Below are 11,468 nucleotides of genomic sequence, written 5' to 3' on the forward strand. Positions count from 1 at the left end.
CTTCTAGGTCGGCGGGGGACCATCCGACCCCCGCAACACCAACTCGGGAACCCAGACCTCCTGCAAGGCTGCAACCGGTACCCCGGCCAGCCGGGCCAGCAACATCTCCACCAGCCGCTTGCCGGTATCGCGGAAGGGTTGGTGTACGGTTGAAAGCGGCGGGTCGGTGTACTGGGCCTGGGGGATATCGTCGTAGCCAATGACCGAGACCTCCCGGCCAGCCTGCAGGCCTCGTTCGCGCAGAGCCCGCAGAACCCCAATGGCCATGAGGTCGTTGGCGCAAAGGATGGCCGTGGGGAGCCTGGGCGGTTCCAGCAAACTTTGGGCCAACTGATACCCGCTGTTCTCGCTGAGGTCGCCTTCGAGCAGCCACTCGAGCCGGAGGGGGAGGTTGGCCTCGGCCATGGCTTGCCGATAGCCGGCCAGACGGTGAGCGGCAAAGTTGAGTTCGTGGGGTGCCCCGATAAAGGCAATCTCACGGTGGCCCAGGTGCAGCAGATGCGCTGTGGCCATATAAAAACCCTGCTGCCCATCCACATCCAGGTAGGGGTAAGGGGTGGTGATGAGGTCGCTGCGTCCGTGCGACACGAAAGGGATGTTTTGCTCGAGCAGATAGGCGATGCGTTCGTCCTGGCGGCGGGTGCGGGCCACAACCAGACCGTCAACCCGCTTGCCCTCCACCAACCGCCGGTAGACGGTCAGCTCCTCCGCACCCGGCGGGCAGGTGGCCACCAACAAATCCAGACCGACGCCCGAGAGCCCTTCCCCCAGCCCGGCCAGCAGCTCCAGAAAAAATGAATCGGCAAAGCGGCCCTGGGGGGAGGGTATCACCAGGCCGATGGTCTCGGCCCGTCCTTTGCGCAGGCGCTTGCCGTTGGGATTGGGCTGATACCCCAGGCGGGCGGCAATCTCGAGCACTCGCTCGCGGGTTTGGGGGCTGACGCGGTCGGGGTTGTTGAGCACCCTCGAGACCGTGGCAATAGAGACCCCGGCCTCCGCCGCCACGCGGCGGATATCGGGATTAAGGCGAGGGGTGGCCATAGGCGAACGGATGGAGCCAATGCTCTTGCAGAACGCTATGTAAACGTTTTCCATACCTTAGCACTGTCCTCGATTTTGCGCAAGTCCCCCGCTGATACCTGAGGTGGCACGCAGCTAAAAAAAAGCTTCTGGAGGGCTGGGCCCGTTTTTGGGGCCTGCTCGAGACCATCAAGCCCATCCTCGGTTGTACGCTGTGAACCGTGAAGCACCTTTTGTGGTTGGTGTTACTGCTATCTGCTTGTATACCAGCCCCACCAGAGCGTAACCTGCGGCCAGCTGGCAGCCCCGATGTGGTGGTGATCGGCTTCGCGGGGCGCTGCGCCTCGCTGCCGGTGGTGGGGGATGCCTGCAACCCGCCCTTCGATAACTACGGCTACCTCGACGATGTGGTGTTTCCCCGCAGCAGCACGCCGCGCCAGACTGCGCAGGCCGTAGTGGAAGCCTTTGCCGGCCAGGGCTTGAGGGTGGAATACTTTGATGTATCGGCTTTTCTGTATGCCCACACCAGCGGCATCTCGAGGCAGCAGGAGAACGGTTACCTCGAGGCCGAAGGCTACCTGCAGCGGGCCTATGAGTACTGGATCAAGGGATTCGAGAACCCTACCAGGGTGGTGCTGCTGGCCCACTCCCACGGCACCGTCTGGGCCAGCCTCTTGGCCTGGAACCACCCCGAGGTGCGCTTCGACTACTTCATCTACCTGGACGCCATTTGCAGCTTCTGGGATGCCGACAACCTGCGCAACAACCCCATCATTCAGGATTACTACGATGTCCGGGGCTTGCGCCGTCCTTTCCCACTCAACGATAACGAAGGCGGCAACCCTTGCAGGGTGATTGCGGTGCCGGGCCAGCCAACCAAACAAGACCTCAACGACGTGGTTCCGCCCAATGTGCGGGTGGGCCTCGAGGTGGTCAGCCGCAGCCCGGCCAACCTGGCCCCGCTCAACTTCATCTTCGACGACGACCCCGATTATCGGCTCGATGGTTCGCAGGCCAACCTTTTCCGCTTTCAGTCACGCGAGGACCACAGCGGCGTCACGGCCCGCAACAGCGATGCCATGCAGTGGGTGGTGGCCAGGATTCGTGAAATGGGCTTGCCGAAGTAGCACACAAAACGCTCCCTACTACCCTAAAATGAGCAAACCCATGTCGTCCGCACCCATCCTTGCACGCATGCAAGACCACCTTCGCCGGTGGGAAGAAGCTGGCGACCGCCGGTCGGTGTTTCTGCGTTGTTATTCGATGATGACCGAGAACATGCTGATCGCGGTTGCCAGGGGCGAATTTCAGGACCCGCTATGGGTGAATCACCTCCTGCACCACTTTGCCGACTACTACTTTGTGGCGCTGGAAGCCTACGAGCAAGACCCGGCCACTGCTCCTCCGGTGTGGCAGATGGCCCACGACTGCTGCAAGAGCCCCCGCCTGAAAGCCCTGCAAAACCTGTTGCTGGGGGTTAATGCCCACATCAACTACGACCTGGTATTTGCTCTGAGCGACGTGCTGCAGGATGAATGGGAGGCCCTGAGCCCCCAGCAGCGTGAGGTGCGCTATGCAGACCACTGCAAGGTGAACGTAGTTATTGCCCGAACCGTGGATAGTGTGCAGGATCAGGTGATTGAACGCTATGACCCCGAGATGGATCTGGTAGACAAACTGATGGGTTCGCTGGACGAATGGCTGATTTCGCGCCTGATTGCGAGCTGGCGCGATCAGGTCTGGCGAAATGCCATTGACCGGGTGGTGGCTTCCCAGGCCGAGCGGGCGTCGCTTACCCAGAAGGTCGAAAAGGCCTGTCTGGAAATTGCCAATTCCATTTTGTTCAAGCAGTAGATGCTTTGTTAACCGGCAAACTTGCGCAGCATCGCTGCAATCTGGGCGGGTTTCTGGTTGTCGCCTTTGGCGATGTCGGTGGCGCACAGGGTCAGGAATTCCTGAAGGATCAGGGTAGAGGCCGACTCCATGGCTTTCTTGGTAGCGGTCATCTGGGTGAGAACATCCTCGCAGGGGCGGCCCTCTTCCACCATTTTCTGCAAACCCCGTACCTGCCCTTCGATGCGACGCAGGCGCTTGAGGATACTGTCCACGGTTTCCCCGTCGAGATCGGTGGTGTTCATAGGAACTTAGTCTATACCACTATTTTTTTCTTTATTTATTTGAAGCAATAGCTGAAAGGAGCGAATCAATGACCAGAAAAAGTTTCCCGCTCGTTTTTTCGTTCATGCTTCTTCTGCTGGCGACGACCAACCCGCCGCCGCCCGGCACGCTTCTCGACACCCGGCAGTTTGGCACCGGCAAAAACGATGCAGCTTATGCCCTGGCCACCAATGCGGCGAGCATCTATGTAGCGGGATATGTGGGTGGCGCCCTGCCCGGCCAGACCCACGAGGGCGGTGAAGATGCCTTCTGGCGCAAGTACAGCCCTTAACGAGCGGTAAGTTCATTTCGTCATTTGCTATCTGAAAGAAAAGGTGAATAGGATGGGAAAAGGGGATGCCATGCTTCGTGAACCAAAACATCCCCTGCACCATCTTGGCCTGGAACAAAAGATTGGCCAGCTTGTAAACACGCCGTTGCTCTGTTGCGAGACTCGCAATATTGCGCCCTTCACAGACGTTGCCGCCCGCGAAAACGAGAATGCGTCTGCGCCCAGACGCATGTTACGCACCCAAGCGTGAGCTGGGCCCGGCCCACGGGTGCTTGGGTTTCGAGTTTCCGGGCGGCAACTGTTCTGTCTGGGATAGAGGATTTTTGATTCTAGGGAGGCTCATTCTATGTGAAGAGCGCTCTAATGGAGCCCTGTGAGCAAGAAAAGCACCTCCAAGCCACGGGAGAGTCTTCACCTGCAGGTTGCGCAGATCATCTATGCCCAAACCCAAACGGGCTTCCCCGAGCTTGACAGTGGGGCTCGCTGTGCTGGGGCTAGTCGGGCTCTTCCTCGAGGTCGGTAGAAGCGGCCTCGAGGGCGGCTTCGCGCGGGGCCTCGGGGTAAAACTTGCGCAGCCTTCCGCCGAACAGCTGTACCAGTTTTTGAAAACGCGGGTCTTCTAACAGGTTGGCCTCGGTGGTGGGCTTGGCCTCGGTATCATCCGACGCCTCTTCGGGAGGGGTTTGATCCAGCAGCGAGGCTTCGGGGTTCCAGGGCGCTGGTTCGGGTGGCCCGGCCACCGGGGGATGCAGCAGCGATGGATTGGGTTCTTCCCAGGGTGTGTCGGCAGGGGCAGGCTCGACAGGGGCAGCGCTGCTCCCGGAGGGTATGGGAAGGTTTTCAGTGGGTAGTGGTTGTGGGTGTTCTGGAGCAGGGGTAGGTTCGGCGGGCGGTACAGCGGGCTCTACTTGGTCGGTGGCCGCCGGTGGGATGGGCTTGCCCGGCGAGAAGGCACGGGCCAAAGGCTCATCCGTTAGTTTTTTTTTCCCCAGCTGCAGCTCGACCTGCTCTATGCCCAGCACTTCCCGCACCGCCTTCTGGATTTCACCCAAGTGCTTCTGCGCCCCCTGGTGGTGGAAGCTTTTTTGCTCCGGAAACAACAACACCACCCTGTCTTCCTCAAAGCGGGGTTCGGCCTCGCGCACGAAGCCCCGGATGGTTATCTTGAGCGCCCCCATAACCCGCCGCCACTCCGAGGCCAGGTCGGCAACGGCCTGGGGGGTGGGTGTGGGGCCCTCTTCTCGGCTTGCAGCTTTGGGCTCGCGGCTCTCGAGCTTCCGGGGCCTGGGGTCGAAATCGGGAATGGCCGGGGTGGCAGCAGGCACGGTGGAGGCGACGGGGGCCGCATGGAGGGCCTGGTAGGCGCTCAGGATGGCCAGCTCCAGCGAAAGCGCATCGGAGCGCTTGAGGAGGCGCTCGAGGGCTTCGTCCAGGGCGGTCATGGCGGCCACTATGCGCTCCTCGGGCTGGTTCAGGTGGGGGCCGGTGCCCAGCCCCATGCGCCCGTACAGTCCGGCCCGTAAGGCCTCCAATAGCCCCTGGGCCAGGGTACGCGCTGCGAACCCCTGGGTGTAGAGGTGCTGGGCTTGTTCCAGCGCCTGCCGGATCTGCCCTTTGTCCAGGGCCTCGGCCACAGCAAACAGGGCCTCTTGCGGGGGCAGCCCCAGGGCCTCTTCGGTCTGTTGCAGGGTGAGGGGGCCCTCGAGGGTCAGAAGCCTATCCAGCAGGCTCTCGGCATCGCGCATGGCCCCGTCGGCCAGCCGGGCGACGAGTTGCAGGGCCGGGGGCTCCGCCTCGCGGCCTAAGCTGGCCAGGATGCGCTGCAGCTTCTCGACAATTTCGGCCTCGGAAAGCCGCCGGAAGCGGAAGTGCTGGGTGCGCGAGAGGATGGTGGGGGGCATCCGCTCGGGCTCGGTGGTGGCAAAGATGAAGATCACGTGCGGAGGGGGTTCCTCGAGCGTCTTCAAAAGCGCATTGAAGGCGCTTTTGGACATCATGTGGGCCTCGTCGAGGATTACCACCTTGTGCTGCCCCAGGATGGGGGCCAGCAGAATGCGCTCGCGCAGGTCGCGCACGTCTTCCACCGAGTTATTCGAAGCGGCGTCAATTTCCAGCACATCCGGGTGCCGCCCCTCCCGCACCAGACGGCAACCCTCGCAGACCCCACAGGGCTTGGGGTCGGACGAACAGTTGACCGCCTGGGCAATCAGGCGGGCGCTGCTGGTTTTGCCCACCCCCCGCGGCCCCGAGAACAGATACGCCTGCGCCAGCTTGCCCTGCCGAAGTGCGTTCAGCAATACTTCTTTCACGTGCTCCTGGCCCACCATCTCGTCGAAGGTGGTGGGGCGGGCCTGGCGGTAGAGGGCACTCACGGGTTCTAGCTTAAGGCCCAAGGCCCAAAGCGCAAAGCTAAATATCGGGCAGCTCGAGGTCGGGAATGCGGCTAAAGGCAATGCGGGTGACGGCACTTTGCTCGGTGCGGTGCATACCCAAAAAGTACAGGGCCTGGGGGCCGTACTTGCCGTTGGCTTTGTCCATGGCCTGGGCCAGCCGCACCAGTTTTTGGTCGGACTCAAAGAGTGGCCAACCCAGTTCCTGCTCGGGAATCAGGCTGCCCAGGGCCAGGCCTACCTTGAAGGGGGTACCCTCGGGCTTTTGCGCCCAGAGCCGCAGGATCACGCGCAGCAGGGTCAGGGTGTCCTGGCTGGGCTGGATGCGCATGTGGGCATCCCATTTGCCTTTTTCGCCGCCGTCCAGAAAGCGCACGAATAGGGCCACCGAACCGGCCCAGTAGCCCTCGTGGCGCAGACGGGCCGCTGCGCGGTGCACCAGCCGGGTGAGCACAGCCCGGGCCCCAGCCTCGCTGCGAAAAACCGGCGGCAACACGTGAGAATGGCTCAGGCTGCGCCGCCTGGTGGGGGTCTCGGGCAGGTCGGCCCCCCGCAAGCGGTGCCACCAGGCAAAGCCGTGTACCCGGCTGCCCCAGACCTGCGAGAGCTGTAGCACGGATAGCTGGTAGAGCTGCTCCACCGTGGTCACGCCGTGCTTGAACAGGCGCTGCTCCATGCCAGGGCCAATGCCGGGTAGGTCGCGCAAGGCCAGCGAATACAGCCGGTGGGGCAGGTCGGAGAGCTGCAAAAGGGTCAGGCCGTCGGGTTTGTGCATCTCGGCGGCCACCTTGGCCAAGAACCGATTGGGCCCCAACCCCACCGAGCAGCGAAGCTCCTGGCCCACCTGCCGGTAGATGGCCTGTTTGACCTGCGCTGCCAGCCGCAGCGCCTCGGCGGGCTCCTGTTCCCGGCCCATCAGCTTGCAGACCATCTCGTCTATCGAGAGCACGGCTTCGATGGGCAATACCGTATCTACCGCCCGCAGAATCTGGTGATGAATGCGGATGTACTCCTTGGGGCGGGCCTCGACAATTTCCAGCCTGGGGCAGAGGAGCCGGGCATCCTGTACCAGCGTCCCGGTTTTAACACCGTAGCGCTTGGCCTCGTAGCTCGCGGCGATGCAGCAGGTGGTCTCGGCCAGCATGGGCGCTACCGCTACCGGCCTGCCGCGCAGCTCGGGCCTGAGCTGTTGCTCCACCGAGGCAAAGTAGGAGTTCATATCCAGGAACAGGTAGTGGATGCCCATGCAAACCTCCGGGGTAAGGGGAATTGAAATCACTGAAGCCGTTCAGTGATTATGTAAATTACATAATATAAATATCAAGTTTTTGCAAGGACAAATAATCCGCCCTCGCCGACAGCGGCCAGTCGCGTAGTCGACTGGAAGTGTGCGCCGTATTGGCTTTTGGCTAGTTACCGCCTGATGGTTCTTCAATCCAGCGGGTCTTTGGCGGTTTCCTTGGTCTCGGGGGCAAATCCGCCAAACATAAACACCTCGTCGCCCTGATCGCTCAAGTGGAGCTCGGCCAGCCCCTTGCGCACCAGCTCTTTCAGCAAACTGCGGGCCTGCTCGACCTCGAGCTGGCAGTGCAACACCACTTCGGCCAGGGTCACCCGACCCTGTAGCTGTTTGGCCAGGGCCAGGATGCGCTGCTCTGGCGATTGGGCAATGCTCTGGGGTGTTTTGCTGATGGCCAGGCGATAACCCAGCACCCCCACAATGGCAAAAAACACCGCCATGCCCGCTACCACTCCAGGCCCAGCTTCCCCTGAAGTGCCCGAAACCAGGTCGCTGATGGCAGCAATCACGAAGAACCCGCTCAGGGCGACCATGAACCACCCTAGAAAAGCCCGCATCGAAGGAATTATAGGGCGCTTTCATATTTCGAGCCAACCGTTCTCGTTTTCGCAGGCGGCCACGTCTGTGAAGAGCACGATGTTCAGGGGCCCTGCGCCCATGGGTGCAAAAAAAAGAGCCCCCATACGAGGGCTCTGTGCGTTGACGCTGGTTTTAGAAATTGAACTTCAAGCCTGCACGGGCTCCCAGGCCAAAGTTGCCTCCCTGCTCGAAACGGGGGTTGCCTTCCACGAAGAGGCCCAGCGGGCCAAACAGGTTGAGATCGAGCCCCACGGCGGCGGTGCCATAGATGGGGTTGGCCAGGGCAGGCAGGAAGCGAGCACCCACCCCCACGTAGGGGCTCAAGAGCCCGCTCCCAAAGTGGCGGGTCAGGTAGGCTTCTATGCCCAGGGCCTGGGTGCCCAGGTTGTAGTCCAGGCCGGCCCGCAGGCCGAAGCCCAGGAACACATTGCGCACGCCAACCATGCCGGTAACGGCCAGGTTGTTGGTGTCAAAGATACCGCCTGCGGGCTGGGGGATGATGCCCAGCGCAGCGCCCGCGCCAAAGTAGAGGTTGCGGGCCGGGGGAGCGGCGGGCATGACCGGGGCCACCGGCCGTACTTCGGGCTGCGGCTGAGGTTGAGGCTGGGGCTGGGGTGCAGGGGCGGGTTGCTGGGCCTGCTGGCGCAGCTCGGTCACCTGGCCTTGCAGGGTAGTGACCTGGTTGCTAAGGCTGCGTACCTGCTCTTCCAGAGCCGCCACACGGGCGGTGTCGGGGCGGTTGCGAATCTGCTCTTCGAGCGTGGCGATGCGGCGCTCGAGGGCCACCGCATCCTGGGGCGCAGTGGGCGCTGCCGGAGCCTGGCTCAGGCGCTGGACTTGCTGCTCGAGGGCGGCGATACGGGCCTGAAGCTCGGCCGGGGTGGGGCCTGCCGGCTGGGCTGGCTGGGCGGGTTGCGGGGCCTGACTCAGGCGCTGAACCTGCTGCTCGAGGGCGGCTAAGCGCTGCTCGAGGGCGGCTGCCCGCTGGCTGGTCTCGATGGCCCGCTTGACTTCGGCCTCGAGCTCGGCTAGCTTACCAGCCTGATCCTGGCTGGTTTTCTCGAGGGCAGCAAAGCGCTGCCGGAGCTGCTCCAGCTCGGGGCCAACCTCCTGGGCCCCCCGCTCAACGGCCAGGCGGCACTCGGGCCGGGCATTCTCGAGGCGGTTGGTCTGGTAGAGGCGGAAGAAAATCAGGGCGGCCTGGTAGCGGGTCAGGTTCTGGTTGCCCCGGAAGGTGCCATCCGGGAAACCCTCAATCAGACCGCACTGTACGGCAAATTCCACCGCCTGGCGGGCCCAGTGCCCCGCCGGGATATCCCGAAACTGGGTCTGGGCGCTGGCAAACACACCGAAGAATGCGGCCAGCACAAAACTAGCTATGGCCAATCGGCTTTTCATACAAACCTCCTTTTTGCTACGGCCAAGTAAACTTGGCTCCGTTTCCTACGCTACGCAGCCAACGTGAGGGCCCAACTTAGCCAGCCCATAAGCGGAATTGGGAACTTTATCACCCATTTCATGTTTGGAACTTTCGCCTGGGCCCCATTGGGTACAATCCTCCCATGCAGGTCAAGAATCTGATGGGGTCGCGCCCCTATACGGTGCACAAAAATGAAACCCTGTACATGGCTGCCGAGCGCATGCTCGAGCACCGCCTGGGGGGCTTGCCGGTGATAGACGATGTGGGAGCGGTGGTGGGGCTGCTCGAGATCGACCAGATGCTACCCGAGCCGCAAAAAGTGCCCTTTTCCGATGTGGAGGCCCTGCGCTTTCTGGACGAGTGGGTAGACCCTGGCTCCTTCGACCGGCTGGTGGAGCGCTACAAGAACACCCCCGTGCACCGCCTGATGCGAACCGAGGTAGCCATGGTAGGCCCTGACGACCCCATTGAGAAAGCCCTGGGCCTGATGCTACAAGACCGGCAGTACCGGCGGGTCTTGGTGGTAGACGAGCAGCGGCAACTGCTGGGCACCCTGACCCGCTCCGACTTCTTGCGCTTGTTTGTGCGGGGGCACTGATGCACGGCATGGGGCACCTGGTCGAGGTTTTTTTCCTCCTGCTGGCCGCGCAGTTGGTGGGCTGGTTGTTTGCAAGGCTCAAGCAGCCGGTGGTGATCGGCGAGGTGCTGGCGGGTTTGTTGGTGGGGCCTGCTTTACTGGGCCTGGTGCACGACGGTGAAATTCTGGAATTCCTGGCCGAACTGGGGGCCATTTTCCTGCTCTTTATGGTGGGCCTCGAGACCCGCCTGCGCGACATTCTGGCGGTGGGCAAGGAGGCCTTTTTGGTAGCGGTGCTGGGGGTGTTGTTTCCCTTTGTGGGGGGGTATTTTTTTGGCCTTAGCATCGGCTTTGCCCAACTCCCGGCGCTGTTTTTGGGTACGGCCCTGGTAGCGACCAGCGTGGGCATTACCGCCCGGGTGCTGCTGGAGCTGGGCGTGCTTTCGCGCAACTACAGTCGCATTATTCTGGGGGCGGCAGTAATCGACGACGTGCTGGGCCTGATTGTGTTGGCCGTGGTGAACGGCGTGGCCCAGAGCGGCACCTTCGAGCTGGCAGTGGCGCTGCGCATCACCCTGCTCTCGGTGTTGTTTGTGGGCGGGGCCATGCTGCTGGTGCCCTGGCTGCGGCGGGTCTCGTTGCCCCGCTTCACCCTGGGCAATCCCTTCGGCTTTGCCCTGCTGGTGGGGGTGGGGCTGGCGGCGCTGGCGGCCATCATTGGCCTGGCCCCCATCGTGGGGGCCTTCCTGGCCGGAATGCTCCTGGCCGAGGTGCGCGAAGAGCTGGCCATCGAGGAGCACGTCCGGGCGGTGGGGCAGTTTTTGACCCCCATCTTTTTTGCCATGGTGGGGGTGCGCCTGGAGCTGACCGCCTTGCTCAGTGCCAAGGTCTGGCTGGTGGGCAGCGGGGTTTTGCTGATTGCCCTGGTGGGCAAGCTTTTGGGGGGGTTTCTGGGGGCCTGGAGCCAGGGCTTCCGCCGGGCGGTGGTGGTGGGCGTGGGGATGGCCCCCCGGGGAGAGGTGGGCTTGATTGTGGCTGCGCTGGGCCTGGCCGCCGGAGCGGTGAACGAGGAAGAGTATGCCCTGGTGCTGTTCATGGTGGTGGGTACTACCCTGCTGGCACCGCTGTTTTTGCGGCCCGCCATTGCCTGGGCCGAACGCGCTCAAGCTTCCGGGGGTTCCCCATGAAAGCCGAATAATGGCTGCATGAACGCGAAAATATGGCAACCGGGCGTATACTCACTTTGATATGCGCCCAATTGCTATATTGCCCTGGCTTATTGCGATGGCGCTGGCCCAGAGCGTGCCGACCTATACGGTGCAGCGCGGCGACACCCTGTTCTCCATTGCCAGACGCCACGATACCACTGTGGAAATTCTGATGCGGCTCAACGGCCTGAGCGAGGCCACTCTGAGCGTGGGGCAGGTGCTGCAACTGCCGCCCCGGGTGGTACAGCACACCGTGCAGCGCGGTGATACGCTTTTTTCCATTGCCCGGCGCTATGGCTCCACGGTGCAGGCCATTCAGCAAGAAAACAACCTCGAGGGCACCTCCCTATCGCTGGGGCAGGTGCTCCGGATTCCCCAGGTGAGTGTAGCGGCCCCCAGCAACCCTCCTGCCAACCCCTCTGCATCCAGCCCGTCCCCTGCCAACCCCAATCCTGCCCCACCCCCAGGCTCCTCGGCCAATCTGGTGGGCTCGAGCCCGCTTCCGAGTCCCACCCCACCTCAACC

Annotated in this window: 12 protein-coding genes; 6 read left to right on the forward strand and 6 right to left on the reverse strand. The window is 62.6% G+C overall.

From position 1 onward, the window contains the following. Window positions 1-3: 3 nt before the first annotated feature. Window positions 4-1,095, reverse strand: a complete 1,092-nt coding sequence (locus Mhypo_RS01990; RefSeq protein WP_240637077.1) for a LacI family DNA-binding transcriptional regulator — start codon at window positions 1,093-1,095, stop codon at window positions 4-6. A 146-nt stretch (window positions 1,096-1,241) separates the two neighbouring features. Between Mhypo_RS01990 and Mhypo_RS01995 the strand changes: the two genes are divergently transcribed. Both Mhypo_RS01995 and Mhypo_RS02000 read left to right on the forward strand, forming a co-directional pair. Further along, the gene (locus tag Mhypo_RS01995; protein WP_119339686.1) at window positions 1,242-2,147 is read left to right on the forward strand and encodes a hypothetical protein; all 906 of its coding nucleotides are present in this window, start codon (window positions 1,242-1,244) and stop codon (window positions 2,145-2,147) included. 67 nt (window positions 2,148-2,214) lie between these two features. Continuing rightward, on the forward strand, window positions 2,215-2,874 hold the full coding sequence (locus Mhypo_RS02000; protein WP_119339687.1) for a DUF5995 family protein: 660 nt from the start codon (window positions 2,215-2,217) through the stop codon (window positions 2,872-2,874). A gap of 8 nt (window positions 2,875-2,882) precedes the next feature. Here the strand turns inward: Mhypo_RS02000 and Mhypo_RS02005 are convergent, their stop codons facing one another. Beyond that, entirely contained in the window at window positions 2,883-3,158 is a 276-nt protein-coding gene (locus Mhypo_RS02005; protein WP_119339688.1) for a metal-sensitive transcriptional regulator, read from the reverse strand. 68 nt (window positions 3,159-3,226) lie between these two features. Here Mhypo_RS02005 and Mhypo_RS02010 point away from each other — a divergent pair, with 68 nt between their 5' ends. Further along, window positions 3,227-3,469 carry a hypothetical protein gene (locus tag Mhypo_RS02010; RefSeq protein WP_119339689.1) on the forward strand — a complete coding sequence of 81 codons (243 nt, stop codon included), beginning with the start codon at window positions 3,227-3,229 and terminating at the stop codon, window positions 3,467-3,469. A 494-nt stretch (window positions 3,470-3,963) separates the two neighbouring features. On the opposite strand, the gene dnaX is transcribed toward Mhypo_RS02010, so the two are convergent. The 4 genes from dnaX to Mhypo_RS02030 form a co-directional block, all read right to left on the reverse strand. Further along, a complete protein-coding gene (gene dnaX / locus Mhypo_RS02015; protein ID WP_119339690.1) occupies window positions 3,964-5,841 on the reverse strand; it encodes a DNA polymerase III subunit gamma/tau in 1,878 nt (625 codons plus the stop codon). Between the two features lie 37 nt (window positions 5,842-5,878). Further along, on the reverse strand, window positions 5,879-7,105 hold the full coding sequence (locus Mhypo_RS02020) for a DNA polymerase Y family protein (protein ID WP_119339691.1): 1,227 nt from the start codon (window positions 7,103-7,105) through the stop codon (window positions 5,879-5,881). 185 nt (window positions 7,106-7,290) lie between these two features. After that, window positions 7,291-7,716: a hypothetical protein gene (locus Mhypo_RS02025; RefSeq protein WP_119339692.1), complete on the reverse strand. Its 426-nt coding sequence runs from the start codon at window positions 7,714-7,716 to the stop codon at window positions 7,291-7,293. 154 nt (window positions 7,717-7,870) lie between these two features. After that, entirely contained in the window at window positions 7,871-9,136 is a 1,266-nt protein-coding gene (locus Mhypo_RS02030; RefSeq protein ID WP_119339693.1) for an S-layer homology domain-containing protein, read from the reverse strand. Between the two features lie 164 nt (window positions 9,137-9,300). Between Mhypo_RS02030 and Mhypo_RS02035 the strand changes: the two genes are divergently transcribed. The 3 genes from Mhypo_RS02035 to Mhypo_RS02045 all read left to right on the forward strand — a co-directional run. Beyond that, window positions 9,301-9,756: a CBS domain-containing protein gene (locus Mhypo_RS02035; RefSeq protein ID WP_119339694.1), complete on the forward strand. Its 456-nt coding sequence runs from the start codon at window positions 9,301-9,303 to the stop codon at window positions 9,754-9,756. Continuing rightward, complete coding sequence (locus Mhypo_RS02040) at window positions 9,756-10,922, forward strand: cation:proton antiporter (protein ID WP_119339695.1); 1,167 nt, start codon at window positions 9,756-9,758, stop codon at window positions 10,920-10,922. The genes Mhypo_RS02035 and Mhypo_RS02040 overlap by 1 nt, the downstream gene beginning before the upstream one ends. A gap of 61 nt (window positions 10,923-10,983) precedes the next feature. Continuing rightward, on the forward strand, window positions 10,984-11,468 hold a 485-nt coding region (locus Mhypo_RS02045), incomplete at its 3' end, for a LysM peptidoglycan-binding domain-containing protein (protein ID WP_147371335.1).

The sequence above is a fragment of the Meiothermus hypogaeus genome (genome assembly GCF_003574035.1).
Lineage (GTDB): Bacteria > Deinococcota > Deinococci > Deinococcales > Thermaceae > Meiothermus > Meiothermus hypogaeus.

Bases quoted from the DNA above. Each gene is read 5' to 3' on its own strand.
- Mhypo_RS02035 (WP_119339694.1), top strand. From the start codon at position 9,301: ATGCAGGTCAAGAATCTGATGGGGTCGCGCCCCTATACGGTGCACAAA.
- Mhypo_RS01990 (WP_240637077.1), bottom strand. From the start codon at position 1,095: ATGGAAAACGTTTACATAGCGTTCTGCAAGAGCATTGGCTCCATCCGT.
- Mhypo_RS02025 (WP_119339692.1), bottom strand. From the start codon at position 7,716: ATGCGGGCTTTTCTAGGGTGGTTCATGGTCGCCCTGAGCGGGTTCTTC.
- Mhypo_RS02040 (WP_119339695.1), top strand. From the start codon at position 9,756: ATGCACGGCATGGGGCACCTGGTCGAGGTTTTTTTCCTCCTGCTGGCC.
- Mhypo_RS02005 (WP_119339688.1), bottom strand. From the start codon at position 3,158: ATGAACACCACCGATCTCGACGGGGAAACCGTGGACAGTATCCTCAAG.
- Mhypo_RS02020 (WP_119339691.1), bottom strand. From the start codon at position 7,105: ATGGGCATCCACTACCTGTTCCTGGATATGAACTCCTACTTTGCCTCG.
- Mhypo_RS02010 (WP_119339689.1), top strand. From the start codon at position 3,227: ATGACCAGAAAAAGTTTCCCGCTCGTTTTTTCGTTCATGCTTCTTCTG.
- Mhypo_RS02000 (WP_119339687.1), top strand. From the start codon at position 2,215: ATGCAAGACCACCTTCGCCGGTGGGAAGAAGCTGGCGACCGCCGGTCG.
- Mhypo_RS02030 (WP_119339693.1), bottom strand. From the start codon at position 9,136: ATGAAAAGCCGATTGGCCATAGCTAGTTTTGTGCTGGCCGCATTCTTC.